Raw genomic sequence first — 17,345 nt, forward strand, 5'->3', positions numbered from 1 at the left:
AGCCCAACCTCTCGAGCGCAACCTCCGCCCCTGCCGGTATACTGAGAGGATGTCCGCACACCGGTCCGCCCCGACAGAGATCGCCAATCCGCTCCGCAGGAACGTCGCCATCATCGCCCACGTCGACCACGGCAAGACCACCCTGGTCGACGGGCTGCTGCGCCAGAGCGGCACCTTCCGGAGCAACGAGCGCGTCGCCGAGCGCGCGATGGACAACACCGACCTCGAGCGCGAGCGCGGGATCACGATTCTGGCCAAGAACACCGCCGTCCATTACGGCGACGTGCTCATCAACATCGTCGACACGCCCGGCCACGCTGACTTCGGCGGCGAAGTCGAACGGACGCTGTCGATGGTGGATGCCGTCATGCTGCTCGTCGACGCGTCGGAAGGGCCGCTGCCACAGACCCGCTTCGTGCTGCGCAAGGCGCTCGAGCGACGGCTGCCGCCGCTGGTCGTGATCAACAAGATCGATCGCCCCGACGCGCGGGTCCAGGAAGTGCTGAACGAGATCTACGACCTCTTCATCGACCTCGACGCGACGGAGGAACAGCTCGACTTCCCTGTCGTCTATGCCAGCGCCAAGGCCGGCACCGCGACGCTGTCGATGGACGCCCCGGGCGACGATCTGCGGCCGCTGTTCGAGCAAATCATCGCCCACGTGCCGCCGCCGCGCGGCAAGGTGGACGGCCCGCTGCAGATCCTGGTCGCCAACCTCGACTCGAGCGATTACCTGGGGCGCATCGCGGTGGGCCGTATCTTCAACGGCCGCGTCAAGATCGGCGATCCGGTCACCGTCTGCAAGCTCGATGGCTCGTTCCACGACACCAAGGTCACCAAGCTCTTTGCCTTCGACGGCCTGAAACGGGTCGACATCGAGGCGGCCGCCGCCGGCGACATCGTCTGTCTGGCCGGCCTGGAAGACATCACGATCGGCGAGACCGTCGCCGACATGGAGCACCGCAAGGCGATGCCGGTGATCGCGGTCGACGAGCCGACGGTGTCGATGATCTTCGGCGTCAACACATCGCCGATGTCGGGGCGGGACGGGCAGTTCGTCACGTCGCGCCAGATCAAGGACCGCCTCGAAAAAGAGCTGCTCGGCAACGTCTCCATCAAGGTCGAGCCGACCGACACGCCCGAACAGATGAAGGTGCTCGGCCGCGGCGAGCTGCAACTCTCGATCCTCATCGAGATGATGAGGCGGGAGGGCTACGAAATCCAGGTCTCGCGACCCGACATCGTCACCAAGACGGTCAACGACAAGCTCATGGAGCCGGTCGAGGATCTGGTGATCGACGTCGCCGAGGAGTTCCAGGGCGTGGTCATCGCGCTGGCCGGCACACGGCGCGGCACGATGACCAAGATGGTGAACAACGGCAGCGGCCGCGTGCGGCTCGAGTTCCGGATCCCGGCGCGCGGCTTGATCGGGTTCCGCTCGCAGTTCCTCACCGACACCAAGGGCACCGGCATCCTGAACCACATCTTCGCCGGCTGGGAGCCGTGGCACGGCGCGATCCCGGCCCGCGCGACCGGCGCGCTGGTCGCCGACCGCACCGGCGTCGCCACGGCGTATGCCATCTGGAACCTGCAGGAACGCGGCGAGATGTTCATCGAGCCCGCGGAAAAGGTCTACGAGGGCATGATCGTCGGCGAGAACGCGCGCAACTCCGACATGGACGTCAATATCACCAAGGAAAAGAAGCAGACGAACATGCGCGCCTCGTCGGCTGACGAAGCGGTTCGCCTGATCCCGGCGCGCAAGCTCGGGCTCGAACAGGCGATCGAGTTCATCAACGACGACGAGCTCGTCGAGATCACGCCGAAGAGCATCCGGCTGCGCAAGCGCGTGCTCGCCGCGAACATGCGGCCCAGACGCAACGCCGAATAGCCGATGCCGCGCGTCAGGCGCTACCTGCAGGGACCGCCGTTCAACCGCCCGCTGCGGGCGCTGGTGGCCCAGCTGCCGCTCAGCGCCCTGCTGCCGCTCCTGGCGGCCATCTTCTTCCTGTTCGGCATCCTCGGTCCGGTGATGGACGTCATGGACGGCGGCCGCCACGCGCCGCCGGTCGTGGTCCGCAACGCCGTCGCCTCTGGAGTCATGGCGGCGGGTTTCGCCTTCGGCTCGCTGCGGCGCAACTGGATCGTCATCGCCGCGATGACGGCGATCTCGATCGCCTGGTCGCACCTCACCGCCGGAACCACCGTGGCGATGCCGGTCGTCGAGGCCGCCGCCCGCCGTCAGCTCGCCTTCGACGGCATCGCGACGCTGGCGCTGACGATGGTCAGCTACGGATGCTTCCTCTGGTTCATCAACGCCACCGCCGCCCGCTATCTTCGCGCGCGGACCGAGATCGAGCTGGCCCGCGACATCCACACCGTGCTGGTGCCACCGGTCGAGCGCGGCATCGGCGATTTCGAGTTCTTCGGCTCCTCGCAGGCGAGCGGCGACGTCGGCGGCGATCTGATCGACGTCGTCGAGACCGGGAGCGGCTGGTTCGCCTATATCGCCGACGTCTCCGGACACGGCGTGTCGTCCGGCGTGGTGATGGCGATGTTCAAGAGCGCGCTGCGCATGCGGCTGCGGCAGGGGGCGGATATCGGCCCGCTCCTGACCGATCTCAACGCCGTCCTGCTGCCGCTGAAGAGCAGCGCGATGTACGTCACGGTCGCATGCGTGCGCGGACGGGCCGATGGAACGCTCGACTGCGCCGTGGCGGGACACCTGCCGATCCTGCGGGTGACGCCTGCCGGCGTCGAGGAAGTGACGATGCCGCAGATCCCGGTGGGCATGTTCGAAGACTATGCGTTCTCGTCGCTGTCGATCGCCTGCGCACCCGGCGATCTGCTGGCGCTGCTCACCGACGGGCTGATCGAGGTCTTCGACGCGCACGACCGCGAGCTCGGGCTGGCGGCGATGAAGACGCTGCTCGCCGCGTCGGCCACCCTGCCGCTGCGCGAGGTCGCCAACGCGGTCGTGGCGAAGGCGCGGGCGCACGGACCGCAGATCGACGATCAGACGCTGTTGCTGATCAGACGGCGGTAAGCGAGCCGCTCACGGCACGACCGGGTGTACGAACTTGAAGTCGACCGGCGCTCCCACCGTCACCGGCGCGCCGGCTGGCGTCAATGTGCCCGTCACCCGATCGATTCTGAACACGACGACAGAATCCGACTCCTGATTGCCGGCGATCAGGAACCCGCCACCGGGCTCGATCGCGAAGCCGCGCGGCGTCTTACCCTGGGTCGGCGTGTTGGCGACGTAGGTCAGCTTCCCGGAGGTCCCGTCGACCGCGAACACGCTGATGCTGTTGTGACCGCGGTTCGAGCCGTAGAGAAACGCACCCGCGGGCGACAGCGCGATCTCGGCCGTGCTGAAGCGCTTTTCCTGGGCCACGCCCGGCGGCAGCGACGAGAGCGTCTGGATCGCCTTCAGCGCGCCGGTCGAACCGTCGCGCTCGAACGCGGTGATGGTGCAGTTCAGCTCGTTGATGACGTAGGCGAATCGGCCCGACGCGCTGATCGTCACGTGCCGCGGTCCGGCGCCAGGGGCGACCGGCGCCGACGCCGGCGACGCCGCGGTCAGCGACGGCTTCGCGCCGTCGAAGCGATAGATCATCACCTTGTCGAGGCCGAGATCCGCGACGTAGGCGAACCGATCCGACGGGTCGACGATGATCTGGTGCGCGTGCGGCTCGCGCTGACGCTCGGGATTCACGCTGCTCCCGGTGTGCTGGATGAACGACGTCGGCGCGCCGAGCGCCCCGTCCTTGCCGATCGGCAGCAGCTCGACACTGCCGCCGCCGTAGTTGGCCACCAGCACGGCGCGGCCTTTTGGATCGACGCTGAGGTGCGCAGGGCCGGGGCCGCCCGAACTGCGCTGGTTGAGCGAGAACAGCATGCCGGACGTGCGGTCGATCCGGAACGCGCTGACCGAGCCGGTCTCTTGACCGTCGAAGCTGTCCACTTCGTTGACCGCGTAGAGATAGTCCTCCGCCGCGCGCACCGCGAGGAAGCTCGGGTTCGGCGTCTCGGCGGACAGCCGCGGCTCGGACAGCCCACCGGTCGTCAGGTTGAGCCGCGTGACGTAGATGCCCTTGCTCGTCGCGCCGGTATAGGTGCCGATGTAGACGAACAGGTCCGTCGGCGCGGCCGCGCGCACCACCGCCAGGGATCCAAGAAGAGCGGCGATCGATGCCACGCACCTCACCATTGCAGACTCCTATTTGAAGACGACGCGCAGGTTGACGACGTGCGCGGCTTGATCGTAATCGGTTTCGCGCCGCGCTCGTGTGCCGTTCGACGTGCGCAGTGGCGTCGGTTCATCCGTCGTCCGCCGCCGGTACTCCACGAGCAGATCCGTGCCGATCAGGGGCCCCCTCCGCGTCATCGAATTCCGGCGCATCCGGCGGCGGGCAGGAAGCTCACGGCGTGCGCCGATCCGCCATCGCCGCCCACGGCACAAGGACCCACCCGATCAACGCGACTGCGCCGAGCGCCTTTTCCGACGGCGGCAGCGGTCCCCACGGGCCAGACGCCCACATCGCCGTGGAGACGACGACGAGCGACCAGAACCAGATCTTCGCGGCCGTGGTCCAGCGTCCCGGCGCGCGCAGGAACAGCCAGACGCCGACGATCCACATGGTCCCCTCGACGATCAGCGTCGCCGGGATCGAGTACCACAGCCCGAGCCCCAGCTTCGGCGAAGCGGCCCCGGGCCACAGCGGCATGTCGGGCGCGTGACTGGCGAAGTCGAGCACCCAGTGGCTGACGACGAGCGCGAAGAGCAGCCCGCCGACCGGCATCGGCGTGCGCCAGCGCGCCACCGCCGCCAGTACGACGCCCCACACGCACGCCATGACCAGGCTGTGCGACCACGGATATGAGTCGAAGACCAGTGGCGTGAACGCCGTCGCCGTGGCGTCGGCGTGGACGTGCTCGACGCCGGTAAGCACGAAGATCGGCCAGACGAGGTCGAGCGCACACACACCCGCGACGAGCCAGGCCAGGTTGACCGCCGGCGTGCGACGCTTCGCCGCCAGCGCCAGCGAGAGATGTCCAACGAACATGCGAACTCCTGCGAAACTCTACCCTACAGCCAGCTCGATTCCCTCGTACGGGGCGCCGATCGCGCGACACCGCCTTCGACGACGTGTGCACCGTCAGCGGCCCCAGGGCGACGACGCCGCCAGCGCCTGTCACGCAATCGATATGGAGGGATTCGCGGTGACCCTATTCGGCCGCTCGCAGCGAGACCAGCCGCACGCTGTTGGATCGCGTCGCGAGAAACCGCTCGAGATCCGTCCACGACACGACAACGGTGGCGGTATTGATATTGGGATGGAACAGCAGCCGCGCCGCGCCGCGCAGGTCCTCGTCGATCAGCACCCGAACCGAGCCGTCGGCATCATTGAGCAGGCCGAACGGCGACACCGAGCCTGGCGTCAACCCCAACTCCGCCAGCAGCCGCTCCGGCGAGCCGAAGCTGAGTCGATCGTCCCCCACCAGCTTCACCAGATCCTTGAGATCGACGCGTTTGCCGATCTCGACGACAACCAGGTAGTGCCGATCCCCTTTCTTGTTGCGGAGGAAGAGGTTCTTGCACTGGACGCCGGCGATCGGATCCCAGTGCTGCGACGCGTCCTCGGCGTTGAACACGGCCGGATGTTCGTGGCGCTCGCAGGACATGCCGAGCGCCTCGAGCGCAGCGTAGACGGGCGCCGCAGAGTCCATCAGGCTATTCTGATCCACAATACGGCCGGGAACACGTCCGCATGCCGCGACTGACCACCCGCTACGACGAGGCGTTCGCCTACGCGCACGCCGTCCACGCGACGCAGGCCCGCAAGGGAACCGGCGTCCCCTATCTCGGACACCTGATCGGCGTCTCCTCGATTGTGATCGACGACGGCGGCACGGAGGACGAGGCGATCGCGGCGCTGCTGCACGACGCCGCCGAGGACCAGGGCGGCCGGCCCAGGCTCGACGATATCCGCGCCAGGTTCGGCGACGCCGTGGCCAAGATCGTCGAAGACTGCACCGACTCCTGGACCACGCCGAAAGCGCCGTGGGCCGATCGCAAGCGACAGTACATCGAGCACGCGCACACACTCGATGCGTCGAGCCTGCGGGTGTCGGCCGCCGACAAGGTCCACAATAGCTACGCCATCCTGCGCGGCCTGCGGACGGTGGGCGATCGGGTCTGGGAACGCTTCAACGCAACACCCGACGACATCCTCGCGTATTACCAGGGACTGGTGCGCGCCTACCGGGATGCGGGCGGCAGCCCTCTCGTCGACGAACTGGAGCGCATCGTCAGAGGCATCGCACGCGAGATGGGCTACTGAGCGGCGCGCCCGAGCCGCTCGAGATGGCGGAGCATCCGCTCGCGGTGCAGGAGCTCCCGGGTCGAGAGCCGGCGCGCGTCGGTGCGGTTCAAACCAGATGGGTGGAACTCGAGGCGGAGTTCCTTGGGCTTCCGGCGGTACGGAAAGCGGATCACCATGCCGATCACTTTATCGACGCGACGTGACAGAGCAGGTCACATCTGCGGCCTGCTGGTGGCGCTGCTGCTCTGCGCGACGGCGGCCGGCGCGGGGCCTGGTAACTACAAGGCAACGCGATTCGACGTGTCGGCGACCGCGGTGCGCGGCGACCTCGAGGTGCACGAGTCGATCACGTTCGAGTTCGAGTCTGGCACCTTCACCTACGTCTGGCGCGACATTCCGGCCGCGCGCACCGACGGCATCGACGTGCTCGGCGTCGAAATGGACGGCGTCCGGCTGACCGAAGGCGGCCCCGTCCACTTCACCGTCGACGGCGGCAACCGGGTGCGCGTCGAATGGCGCTTTCCCGAGACCGGCCCGTCGGTCCACCGCTTCGATCTCCGTTACCGTGCACGCGGGATCGCCTACCGCGAGGGGGCCAGCGACGTCCTGCGCTGGCGCGCGCTGCCGGCGGAACACCGCTATCGCATCGACGCCAGCCACATCGAGTTCGCGCCGCAAGGTGCGCAGGTGCAGCCGCTCGAGACGCGTCACATCGCGACGACGGCCGTGCACGGCACGAGCGAGGCGATCGCCATCGACGCCGCCGGGATCGATCCCAACGGCTCGCTCGTCGCCGAGCTGCGGTATCCCGCCGGCGCCCTGGACGCGCCGGATCCGGCGTGGCGGAGCCGCACGGCGGCGGCACGCCAGCTCGCCCCGCGGTGGGCGATGGGAGGCGCCAGTGTCTTCGTGATCGGGCTGTTGGCCCTGCTGGCGCTGTGGCGTGCGTATCCGCCGGTCGAGCCCCTGCCCGCCGAGACGACGGCCATCGAGCCGCCCGAGCCGATGCCGGCCGGACTCGCCGCGGTGCTGGCGGCGAACGGGCGCGTCTCCAACTCTCACGTGATCGGAACGCTGCTCGACCTCGCGGACCGCGGTGCGCTCGTCATCCGCGAAGTTCGCGGGCGGCTCGGCGTGCGCAGCTACGAGCTGGCGCAGGTCACCGGCAGCCACGACCTCCAGCCTCACGAGGAGGAAGCGCTGCGCATCGCGTTCGCCGATCAGGGCGAAGACGTGACCTGGTCGCGGGCCCGAGGACGGCTGGCGCGCGGCACCAGTCGCTTCGCGGCCGCCGTCAACGAAGAACTGCAGCAGCGCGGATGGCTGGACCCCGAACGCAAGGCCGTCCGCAACCGCCTGACCGCCGTTTCCATCGTGTTGATCCTGCTCGGCACGGTCGGCTGCATCGCGGTCGCGCCGCTCGTGCCGACCCATGACGGCTGGCCGTTTCTGCTGCCCGCGGGCGCGATCGTCGCGGCCATCGTCGGCTTCGGGCTTGTGGCGTCGCGCTCGCCGCTGTCGGACCAGGGACGGATCGAAGCGGCGCGCTGGCGCGGATTCCGGCGCCACTTGAAGACGCTGGCAGCGGCCGACGCCGATCCCGGCGGCGCCCTTCCCTCGCGCTGGATCGTCTACGCGACGGCGCTCGGCCTCGGTCTCTCCTGGGCGCGGTATCTCAAGCGCCATCCCGGCTACGTGCCTGAGTGGTTCGTGACGACCGGCGGGGACGGCGGCCATGCGTTCGCCGCCTTCGTCGGCGCCAGCGGCGCGGGCGGCGGCGGGGCCGCGGGTGCGGCGGCGGCCGGCGGCGGCGGATCCGGAGCTGGTTGATGGCGATGAAGGCGGAGGCGCAGCGGCTCGCCGAGAGCCGCGAGCGACGGGTGCATTGGAAGCGATGGGGACCCTATCTGAGCGAGCGCGCCTGGGGCACGGTCCGCGAGGACTACAGCGCCGACGGGGATGCGTGGCGATACTTCCCCTTCGACATGGCGCGCTCGCGCGCCTACCGCTGGAACGAGGACGGCCTCGCCGGCATCTGCGATCGCCATCAACACATCTGCTTCGCGCTGGCGTTGTGGAACGGACAGGATCCGTTCCTCAAGGAGCGGCTCTTCGGGCTCTCCGGCCCGCAGGGCAACCACGGCGAGGACGTCAAGGATTACTACTTCTACCTCGACTCGACGCCGACCCACTCGTACATGAAATACCTGTACAAGTATCCGCAGGCGGCGTTCCCCTACGCGCGGCTCGTCGACGAGAACGCACGGCGCGGGCGCGACTCCGGTGAGTTCGAGCTGCTCGACACCGGCGTGTTCGACGGCGATCGCTATTTCGACGTCTTCGTCGAATACGCGAAAGCGGGGCCCTCCGACACGCTCGTGCGGATCAGGATCGAGAACCGCGGACCCGACGCGGCGCCGCTCCACGTCCTGCCGACGATCTGGTTCCGCAACCGCTGGTCGTGGACGCCAGGTTCCTCCCGCCCGTCGCTCAGCCGCGGCGCGTCTGGCGCCGGCGTCGCGACGATCGTCGTCGACGAAGAGCTCTATGGCCGCCAGTTCCTCTACTGCGAGGGATCGCCGGCGCTGCTGTTCACCGAGAACGACACGAACGCGGAACGGCTCTTCGGCACGCCCAACACCGGACGCTACGTCAAGGACGGCATCGACGATTGCGTGGTCAGGGGCGTGGCGTCGGCCGTCAATCCCGCCGAGCGCGGCACCAAGGCGGCGGCGCATTACCAGACGGTGATCCCGCCGGCCGGCTCGGTCTTGCTGCAGCTGCGGCTGACCGACACCGAGCACGGCACGCCGTTCGACCAGGCGTTCGCCGACGTCTTCGGCCAGCGCCTCGCCGAAGCCGACGACTTCTACGCCGACATCATTCCGGCCGATCGCAGCGAGGATGCACGGCTGGTGATGCGGCAGGCGTTTGCCGGGCTGCTCTGGAGCAAGCAGTACTACCACTACGACGTGCGTACCTGGCTCAACGGCGACCCGGCGCAGCCGGCGCCGCCCGAGGAGCGCAAGCGCGGACGCAATCACGGGTGGCCGCAGCTCAACAACGCCGACATCATCTCGATGCCCGACAAGTGGGAGTACCCGTGGTACGCCGCGTGGGATCTCGCCTTCCACACGATTCCGATGTCGCTCGTCGACGCCGACTTCGCCAAGGACCAGCTGATCCTGCTGCAGCGCGAGTGGTACATGCACCCGAACGGGCAGCTGCCGGCCTACGAATGGAACTTCAGCGACGTCAATCCGCCCGTCCACGCGTGGGCGGCGCTGCGGGTGTTCCGCATCGACCGGCGCCTCAACGGGCGCGGCGACTACGTCTTTCTCGAGCGCGTGTTTCACAAGCTGCTGCTCAACTTCACCTGGTGGGTGAACCGGCAGGACGCCGAAGGCAACAACATCTTCGAAGGCGGCTTCCTCGGCCTCGACAACATCGGGGTGTTCGACCGCAACCGCCCGCTCGGTGGACGCCACCTGGAGCAGTCGGACGGCACCAGCTGGATGGCAATGTTCACGCTGAACATGCTCGCCATCGCCCTCGAGCTGGCGTCGCGCGATCCCAGCTACGAGGACATCGCCACCAAGTTCCTCGAGCACTTCCTCTACATCGCGCACGCGATGACCAGCCGCGGCGATCGATCGCTCTGCCTGTGGAACGAAGAGGATCATTTCTTCTACGACGCGCTCGTCAGCGACGGGGAGCGCGTGCAGCTGCGGATCCGCTCGATGGTGGGGCTGATCCCGCTGTTTGCGGTCGAGACGCTGGAACCCGAGGTGCTGGCCGGACTCGACGGATTCCGCCGGCGCCTGGAGTGGTTCTTCGAGAACCGTCCAGACCTCACCGAAAACGTCGCATCGACGCGCGCGACCGGCACCGGCCAGCGCCGGCTGCTCTCGCTCGTCGACGCCGATCGCCTCCGTGACATCTTGAGCGTGATGCTCGACGAGGCGGAATTCCTCTCGCCGCACGGCATCCGATCGCTGTCGCGGGTGCACCGCGATCATCCCTTCCGGCTTCAGCTCGACGGCACCCAGCACACCGTCGACTATGAGCCCGCCGAATCGACCAATTCCCTGTTCGGCGGCAACTCCAACTGGCGCGGTCCGGTGTGGTTCCCGGTGAACTACCTGCTGATCGAGTCGATCCAGAAACTGCACTGGTATTATGGGGACGAGCCGACGTTCGAGTGTCCGGCGGGCTCTGGCTGCAAGCTGACGCTCTGGGAGATCGCCGTCGAGCTGTCGCAGCGCCTGTCGGCGCTGTTCCTGCGGAGTGGCGACCGGCGGCCGGTGTTCGGGACGAACGAGCGCTTTCAGACCGACCCGCATTGGCGAGATCTGATCCTCTTTTACGAGTACTTTCACGGCGACACCGGCGAAGGACTCGGGGCCAGCCATCAGACCGGCTGGACAGCAGTCGTCGCGAAACTGCTGCAGCAGACCGGAGAGCCGGAGACTGGAGGGTCGGATGTCTAGGCGGGGACGGGCGTCAGGCCTGGATCCCGAGTCGCTGACCCGTGCATCGCTGATCTGATCGACGATCGCGCGATCGGGAATCAATGACTGTCATCGATGCGCCATCCACGATCCTTCCGCGACCCGCTCTCCGTCCCAGTTCGTATGCGGCGCCTGATTGAGCACCAGCCATCCGTAGAGCAGCTCGGCGTAGGTGCGCCAGCGCATGTTCTTGCGCTCGTAGAACGGCAGCAGCGCGCGCTGCACGCGCGGCAGGTTGTAGAACGGCACGCCCGGGAAGTAGTGATGTTCGAGATGGTAGTTGGAGTTCAGATAGACGAAGTCCCAGAACCAGTTCCCTCGCATCAACGTGCCCCACTTCGCCGGATCCGCGGGATCGATGTCGTAGTGCTGTCCCAACCGGTTGAGCGTGAAGGCGACAGGGAACACGAAGAACACCGGCACGATGCTGGTGCGGAGCGCCGCGGGGAACCCGAAGCCGTACCAGATGGCGGCGAGCGCCGAGAGATGGAACAGCGTCGACAGGCGGCGCTCACGGGCGATCGCCTGCTGCAGCGCCGCCGGGTAGCTCGAAGATTCGCGGCGCGCCGCCCGGAAATAGATCGGGAACAGCGCCGGTGTGCAGTAGAGCAGCTTGTACCAGCGGGCGTTGATCTTCGGTGAGAGGTGGTGCCGCTTCGGGTCGTCCTCGGCCGAGCCGAGCTCGGCATGGTGATCGAGGTGCCAGCGGGTGAACTGGCTGGCGGAGATGCCGCTCGGAATCGCGTAGAGCAGCGCGAGCGCGCGTTCCGCTCGCGGGTGCCGCCCCTCGAAGACGGCGTGGTGGACCACCTCGTGCAGCAGTATCGTGAAGTTGAAGACCGTGAACCCCTGCACGACGGCGAGCGGCAGCCACACCCACGGGTTATCGAACCGGATGAGCGCCCACGTCGCCAGGCCGAGGATCGCGAACTGCCGGGCCGCGATGGCCAGATGGTGCGTCGGCCGCTTGCCGTGGAGCTCGCGCATCTGCTCGCGCGAGATGGCGGCACCGAGTTCCGCCCGCAGCGCACCGGCGTGCCGCGAGTAATAGTGCGACTTCACGGTCCGACCATTGTACGGCGAAAGGGGACCAGCCGCCGATCCAGGGTCAGCTCCTGATTCCTGCGTAGATGAACAGGAATCAGGATCTGACCGCGACGGCGGCGGCAGAGGTGAGACGCGGACGGCGACTAGTGCTGGGCCTTCACCTGCATCTCCTGGATGGCATCGTCGACCAGCCTGTCGTGGTCGGCCGGCGAGATGTCGCGGCGCAGGATCTTCGACGCCACCGACACCGACAGGTCCACCGCCTCGCGGCGGATGGTGTCGATCGCACGTAGCGTCTGCGTGTCGATCTCGCGCTGCGCGCCCTTGACCAGCGCGGCGGCGTCGGCGCGTGCCTTCTGCTTGAGCTCGTCGGCAAAGCGCGCCGCGTCCGCCCGAGTGCCGGCGATGATGCCGGCCGCCTCGCTGCGGGCCTCGGACAGAATGCGTGCCGACTCCGCTTGCAGCCGGTGCACTTCCTCCTTGGCGTGGCGCGCGTCGTCGAGCGAACGGCGGATCACGTCCTGGCGCTGCTCGAGCGCGTCGAGCAGCGGACGCCAGGCAAAGCGCGCCAGCAGCGCCAGCAGCACCAGGAACGTGACGATGGTCCAGATGTAGAGCCCGGGATCGGGCTGGACCAACGGGTTGTTCATCGCACGCTCCTACGTCTTCATCAGCACGATGAGCAGCGCGAAGACTTCCGCGAGGATCGCGACGCCTTCCAGCAGGAACAGCGGCAGGTTCACCGCGCCGGTGATCTGCGCCGCGGCGCTCGGCTGGCGGCCAATCGCCTCGGCCGCGCCCGCTGCGAGCTTGCCAATACCAAGGCCCGCGCCGATGACCGCCAGACCGAGGCCGATGCCGGCCCCCATGAACGCAATCGCATTACCACCCATTACCTGTCTCTCCTTGTCAGTGTCAATGAACCCGTCTTAGTGATCCGCGTGGATCGCCATCCCGATGAACACCGCCGTGAGCAGCGTGAACACATAGGCCTGGACCAGGACGACGATGATTTCCAATGCCGAGATGCCGACCCCGAGCGGGACCGACAGCAGCACACCGATGCCGATGCCGGCGGTCGCCTTACCGGCCAGCTCCGTGAAGATGAAGACGAACGACAGGATCGACAGCAGCGCGATGTGGCCGCCCGTCATATTCGCGGCAAGACGCATCGTCAGCGCGAACGGGCGGACGAACATGCCCATGACCTCGATCGGGATGAGGATGAAGTAGAGCGGCCAGGCCAGCCCCTTCGGCGCCAGGTTCTTCCAGTGGTGGACGAAGCCGTGGGCCCGCGTGCCGGCGACGATGATGGCGACGAAGGTGATGGTGGCGAGCGCCGCGGTGACGTTGTAGTTGCCGGTCGACGTCGTGCCGCCGTGGACGACGCGGCTCAGGAACGCGTCCTCGGGCAGGTGCAGCAGGCCGTGATTGGCCAGTCCGAGCAGATCGAAAATCGGGACCAGCCCGATGAGGTTGGCGCCGAGGATGAAGACGAAGAATGTCAGAATGAGCGGCGTCCAGACGCGGACCCACTTCTTGCCGACGTTCGGCAGCACGATCGAGTCGCGCACGAATTCGACGATCGCTTCGAGCCCGCTCATCGGGCGGCTCGGGACGAGCCGGTCCGGCGATTCGCGCACATGGCGGCGCACCATCCAGGTGACGACCAGGAAGATGGCGGCGGCGACCACCCAGAGCATCAGCACGTGCTTGGTCACCGAGAAGTCGATCCCCATCACCTTGGGCAGGTGGATGAGCGGATGCTCGTGGCTGCTGTTGGCCACGTGTCCGATGATCGTCTCGCCGGCGTTGAATTTCTCCGCGGCCGCCTCGGCTGCGGCCGGCGGAATTTCAGGCGTTTGCAGCATGCGTTATGGAGTCACGGGTGCCGGCGGCCCGGCCAGCAGTTTGCGCAGGTATCCCGCCTCGATTGCGTGCAGGAGGAGGAAGTACGCCGCGAAGGCCACGACCAGCACCCGCGGTCTCAGCCACAGCGCGCCGAGGAGCCCGACGTAAAGGCCGAAGAAAACCATCTTCGCGAAGAATCCCGCGATCAAAACCGATGTCACACGCTCGGGCGCGCGGGCGTGCGCCCGCTCGATGGCGCGCCAGCTGACCGTCGCACCAGCGAGCGGCGCCGCCATCCCAAACGCGAGCTCGGGATTGACACTCCAGCCCGCGACGGCGGTCATGGCCAGCCACGATGCCACACTACTCCCAATCATCACTGCCAGCGGTCGCGACATGCGTTACGGTCGAACGGTTGATCCGGAAACAGAGAGCCTACCGGCGCCAGGACGTTTTGATCAGCTCGTAGAAACCCACGACGATCCCCAACATCAGCCCGATGAACACGCCCCAGGGCCGGGTGCCGCGCCACGCGTCGAACCCGTAGCCCAGCCCGCCGAGCAGGATGATCGAGCCGATCAGCGTGTAGCTGACCGCCGCGGCCGGGCCCGAGCGGGACGCGTTCTCCTGAAGCGATCGCGTTGCCTTGGAGAAGGAAAACGGTCGACCCTTATCGGAGTTGGACATCGGCACGCCGCAAACACCGAATCATAACGTACAGCCGGGTCGGGTTCCTATTTCGCCGGCTCACCAGGACCGCACGCCGTCCCCGTCTCGAATCCCGGCAGGTTCGGCGGCGGCGTGGCCGGTTTGGGGGGCGGCGCGGGCATTGCGCAGGCGGCGGCCGCCTGGTCGGCGCGGTAGCGATAGTAGGCTCCAGCCGCCGCCGCAAGCGCCAGCAGAATCAGGAAAATAGCGAGGTACGGCCGTCGGAAGCGCGTCACGCGGTCACCAGAATAAACCGGCTATACTCGATCCCGTAAGACCATGAAACGCCACATCTTGACGCTGTCGATCGCCGCCTCGTGCCTGCTGGCGATCCACCCGCTCGGCGCCCAGTCCACACCCGCCGAGATCTACGCCGGCGTCCTCGACAAGAACGGCGACGCGGTGACCGGCCTGACCGGCGCGGATTTCCGCGTCCGCGAAGACGGCGCGGTCCGCGAAGTGCTCAAGGCCAGTGAGGCCACCGAGCCGATGACCATCGCGCTGCTCGTCGACGACAGCCAGGCGGCCTCGCCGGCCATCCAGATGATCCGCGAGGCGCTCGACGGATTCATCCCGGCGCTCGCCGGCAAGGGAGAGATCACCCTCACGACGTTCGGCGAACGGCCGACCATCGCGGTCGACTATACCGCCGACCAGAAGAAGCTGCTCGACGGCGCGCACCACATCTTTGCGCGGCCGGGATCGGGCGCCTACCTGATGGATGCGATCGTCGACGTCTGCAAAGGCTTCCAGAAGCGCGAAGCGAAGCGTCCGGTGATCGTCGTGCTCGCCATCGACGCCGAGATCGAATACAGCAACCGGCACTATCAGGAAGTCGTCGACGCGATCGACAAGGCGCACGCCACGCTGCACACGATCACGCTGGGCAATCCCAACAACAGCCGCACCGACGAGGTGCGCAATCGCAACCAGGTGATCGCCACGAGCACCGAACGCACCGGCGGCCGCCGCGACAACGTGCTGGCCCTGACCGGCGCCGCGCCGCGGATGAAACAGCTGGCCGGCGAGCTCGCGCACCAGTACCTGGTGACCTACTCGCGCCCGGAGACGCTGATTCCGCCAGAGAAAATCGAGGTCACCGTGGGGAATCCGGCCCTCACGGTTCATGCGCGCACGCGGAACGCGCAGGTGGGAGCCAAATGAAGCTGTTCGCCGGCGGCCTCGCCGCCCTGCTCGGCGCGGCGACGCTCGCCGCACAGGGCCAGCGCATCCGCAGCGGCGTCGAACTCGTCTCGCTCAACGTCACCGTCACCGATCCGGCCGGCAAGTACGCCAGCGATCTCAACGACGCCGATTTCGAGGTGTACGAGGACGGCGCCAAGCAGAACCTCACCTTCTTCTCCCGCACCCAGCAGCCGATCTCTTTGGCCTTGCTGCTCGACACCAGCGCCAGCATGGAAGAGCGCATGGGCATCACGCAGGAAGCGGCGATCGGCTTCGCGCACCAGCTCCACAAGGACGACCAGGCCGAGGTGATCGACTTCGACAGCCAGGTGCGCGTGCTGCAGAACTTCACCGGCGACTCCGCCGCACTCGAGAAGGCGATCCGCCAGACGACCGCCAACGGCTCGACCTCCTTGTACAACGCGCTCTACATCGCCTTGAAGGATCTGAAGAAGATCAAGGCCGAGTCCACCTCCGACATCCGCCGCCAGGCGATCGTGCTGCTCTCGGACGGCGACGACACGTCGAGCCTGATCGAATACGACCAGGTGCTCGACCTCGCGAAGCGGTCCGAGACGGTGATCTATTCGATCGGCCTGCGTCAGGGGGAAATCGCGCGGCGCGAATTCAAGGAAGCGGAGTTCGTGCTCAAGCAACTGTCGAGCGAGACGGGCGGCCGCGCCTACTTCCCCACCGACGCGCGCGACCTGCAGAAGATTTATCAGTCGATCTGGGACGAGCTTTCGAGCCAGTACGCGCTCGCCTATTCCTCGAGCAACCCGAAGCGCGACGGCGCGTGGCGGCGCATCCAGGTTCGCCTCCTCAAGCCGGGACTGACCGCCCGCACCAAGCAGGGCTACTACGGCCCGACCGGTTCGTGACGATCACCGCCTGGATTCCGTTCGTCCTCTACACGGCCGCGGCCGTCGTCTACATCACGCACTTCGCGCGTCGCGATCCGGCCTCGGGGCGGGCCGCGACGGCGGTCCTCGGCGCCGCGCTGCTCGCCCACACCTTTCTGATCGGCATGCAGACGATGCAGGCCGGCTACGCGCCGCTGGTCGGCACGACGGCGGCGATCTCGGCGTTCGTCTGGCTGTGCGGGCTCGCCTACCTGTACGTGGAGCTGACGACCGACGAACGCGCGATGGGCGCGTTCGTCACCACGCTGCTGGCCGGTCTCTCGGTGCTGCCGGCGCTCAACCCGGCCGTCGATCCGCGGCCGCCGCTCCTGCGCTCGCCGCTCTTCACCGTGCACGTGCTGTCGCTGCTTTTCGCCTACGCGAGCTTCGCGCTCGCCTTCGTGCTCGGCATCACCTACGTGCTGCTGTTCAAGGAGATCAAGGCCAAACACCTCGGCTTCTTCTACGCGCGCCTGCCCTCGCTGCAGGTGCTCGACGTGATGAACGGCCGCGCCGTCGTGGTCGGCTGGCTGTTCCTGACCTGCGGCCTGATGGTCGGCGTGGTCTGGGCCACGCAGATTGCCGGCTCGCCCGATCCGCGCGCCCAGGCGATGCACACGACCGACCCGAAGATCCTGATCGCATTCATCTGCTGGGCCGTCTACTCGTTCGCGTTGCTGGCCCGCCGGACGATCGGCTGGAGCGGCCGCCGCGCCGCGTGGCTGTCGGCGATCGGCTTCGTCATCGTGCTGCTGAATTTTCTACCGGTCGGCTACTTCCTGACGCGGTCGCACAACTTTTGATTTTGGAAG

General features: G+C 67.4%; 20 protein-coding genes. 8 read left to right on the plus strand and 12 right to left on the minus strand.

The window, feature by feature from the left end:
- The first annotated feature begins 49 nt into the window (after nt 1-49).
- Together typA and VGI12_13790 are read left to right on the plus strand one after the other, a co-directional pair.
- On the plus strand, nt 50-1,891 hold the full coding sequence (gene typA / locus VGI12_13785; protein HEY2433741.1) for a translational GTPase TypA: 1,842 nt from the start codon (nt 50-52) through the stop codon (nt 1,889-1,891).
- A 3-nt stretch (nt 1,892-1,894) separates the two neighbouring features.
- A complete protein-coding gene (locus VGI12_13790) occupies nt 1,895-3,046 on the plus strand; it encodes a PP2C family protein-serine/threonine phosphatase (protein ID HEY2433742.1) in 1,152 nt (383 codons plus the stop codon).
- A gap of 9 nt (nt 3,047-3,055) precedes the next feature.
- On the opposite strand, the gene VGI12_13795 is transcribed toward VGI12_13790, so the two are convergent.
- From VGI12_13795 to VGI12_13810, 4 genes are all read right to left on the minus strand, one after another.
- Nucleotides 3,056-4,213, minus strand: a complete 1,158-nt coding sequence (locus VGI12_13795; protein ID HEY2433743.1) for a lactonase family protein — start codon at nt 4,211-4,213, stop codon at nt 3,056-3,058.
- 9 nt (nt 4,214-4,222) lie between these two features.
- A complete protein-coding gene (locus VGI12_13800) occupies nt 4,223-4,390 on the minus strand; it encodes a hypothetical protein (GenBank protein ID HEY2433744.1) in 168 nt (55 codons plus the stop codon).
- Nucleotides 4,391-4,424: 34 nt separating this feature from the next.
- Nucleotides 4,425-5,069 carry a hypothetical protein gene (locus VGI12_13805; GenBank protein HEY2433745.1) on the minus strand — a complete coding sequence of 215 codons (645 nt, stop codon included), beginning with the start codon at nt 5,067-5,069 and terminating at the stop codon, nt 4,425-4,427.
- Between the two features lie 163 nt (nt 5,070-5,232).
- The gene (locus VGI12_13810; GenBank protein HEY2433746.1) at nt 5,233-5,733 is read right to left on the minus strand and encodes a prolyl-tRNA synthetase associated domain-containing protein; all 501 of its coding nucleotides are present in this window, start codon (nt 5,731-5,733) and stop codon (nt 5,233-5,235) included.
- 41 nt (nt 5,734-5,774) lie between these two features.
- Between VGI12_13810 and VGI12_13815 the strand changes: the two genes are divergently transcribed.
- Entirely contained in the window at nt 5,775-6,347 is a 573-nt protein-coding gene (locus tag VGI12_13815) for an HD domain-containing protein (protein ID HEY2433747.1), read from the plus strand.
- Here the strand turns inward: VGI12_13815 and VGI12_13820 are convergent.
- Entirely contained in the window at nt 6,341-6,505 is a 165-nt protein-coding gene (locus tag VGI12_13820) for a hypothetical protein (GenBank protein ID HEY2433748.1), read from the minus strand. The two genes, VGI12_13815 and VGI12_13820, sit on opposite strands and share 7 nt — an antisense overlap.
- Between VGI12_13820 and VGI12_13825 the strand changes: the two genes are divergently transcribed.
- On the plus strand, nt 6,504-8,159 hold the full coding sequence (locus VGI12_13825) for a DUF2207 domain-containing protein (protein ID HEY2433749.1): 1,656 nt from the start codon (nt 6,504-6,506) through the stop codon (nt 8,157-8,159). The two genes, VGI12_13820 and VGI12_13825, sit on opposite strands and share 2 nt — an antisense overlap.
- Nucleotides 8,159-10,819 carry a hypothetical protein gene (locus VGI12_13830; GenBank protein HEY2433750.1) on the plus strand — a complete coding sequence of 887 codons (2,661 nt, stop codon included), beginning with the start codon at nt 8,159-8,161 and terminating at the stop codon, nt 10,817-10,819. Before VGI12_13825 ends, VGI12_13830 begins: the two co-directional genes overlap by 1 nt.
- Before the next feature lie 90 nt (nt 10,820-10,909).
- On the opposite strand, the gene VGI12_13835 is transcribed toward VGI12_13830, so the two are convergent.
- The 7 genes from VGI12_13835 to VGI12_13865 all read right to left on the minus strand — a co-directional run bounded on the left by VGI12_13835 (nt 10,910) and on the right by VGI12_13865 (nt 14,682).
- Nucleotides 10,910-11,902 (minus strand): fatty acid desaturase, encoded by a 993-nt coding sequence (locus tag VGI12_13835; GenBank protein ID HEY2433751.1) that lies wholly within the window; start codon nt 11,900-11,902, stop codon nt 10,910-10,912.
- Nucleotides 11,903-12,030: 128 nt separating this feature from the next.
- A complete protein-coding gene (atpF, locus tag VGI12_13840; GenBank protein HEY2433752.1) occupies nt 12,031-12,537 on the minus strand; it encodes a F0F1 ATP synthase subunit B in 507 nt (168 codons plus the stop codon).
- A 9-nt stretch (nt 12,538-12,546) separates the two neighbouring features.
- Entirely contained in the window at nt 12,547-12,756 is a 210-nt protein-coding gene (locus VGI12_13845) for an ATP synthase F0 subunit C (protein ID HEY2433753.1), read from the minus strand.
- Nucleotides 12,757-12,816: 60 nt separating this feature from the next.
- Nucleotides 12,817-13,758, minus strand: coding sequence for a F0F1 ATP synthase subunit A (gene atpB / locus VGI12_13850; GenBank protein ID HEY2433754.1), 942 nt, complete (start codon nt 13,756-13,758; stop codon nt 12,817-12,819).
- A gap of 3 nt (nt 13,759-13,761) precedes the next feature.
- Entirely contained in the window at nt 13,762-14,100 is a 339-nt protein-coding gene (locus VGI12_13855; protein HEY2433755.1) for a hypothetical protein, read from the minus strand.
- 73 nt (nt 14,101-14,173) lie between these two features.
- Nucleotides 14,174-14,425: an AtpZ/AtpI family protein gene (locus VGI12_13860; protein HEY2433756.1), complete on the minus strand. Its 252-nt coding sequence runs from the start codon at nt 14,423-14,425 to the stop codon at nt 14,174-14,176.
- Between the two features lie 47 nt (nt 14,426-14,472).
- Nucleotides 14,473-14,682 (minus strand): hypothetical protein, encoded by a 210-nt coding sequence (locus VGI12_13865; GenBank protein HEY2433757.1) that lies wholly within the window; start codon nt 14,680-14,682, stop codon nt 14,473-14,475.
- A 43-nt stretch (nt 14,683-14,725) separates the two neighbouring features.
- On the opposite strand from VGI12_13865, the gene VGI12_13870 reads away from it, so the two are divergent.
- Genes VGI12_13870 through ccsA form a run of 3 tightly spaced genes read left to right on the plus strand, consistent with a single transcriptional unit; the run spans nt 14,726 to nt 17,336 of the window.
- The gene (locus VGI12_13870) at nt 14,726-15,610 is read left to right on the plus strand and encodes a VWA domain-containing protein (GenBank protein HEY2433758.1); all 885 of its coding nucleotides are present in this window, start codon (nt 14,726-14,728) and stop codon (nt 15,608-15,610) included.
- Nucleotides 15,607-16,512: a VWA domain-containing protein gene (locus VGI12_13875; GenBank protein HEY2433759.1), complete on the plus strand. Its 906-nt coding sequence runs from the start codon at nt 15,607-15,609 to the stop codon at nt 16,510-16,512. The genes VGI12_13870 and VGI12_13875 overlap by 4 nt, the downstream gene beginning before the upstream one ends.
- On the plus strand, nt 16,509-17,336 hold the full coding sequence (gene ccsA, locus VGI12_13880) for a cytochrome c biogenesis protein CcsA (protein HEY2433760.1): 828 nt from the start codon (nt 16,509-16,511) through the stop codon (nt 17,334-17,336). Before VGI12_13875 ends, ccsA begins: the two co-directional genes overlap by 4 nt.
- Nucleotides 17,337-17,345: the final 9 nt, after the last annotated feature.

The organism is Vicinamibacterales bacterium (genome assembly GCA_036496585.1).
Taxonomy (GTDB): domain Bacteria; phylum Acidobacteriota; class Vicinamibacteria; order Vicinamibacterales; family 2-12-FULL-66-21; genus JAICSD01.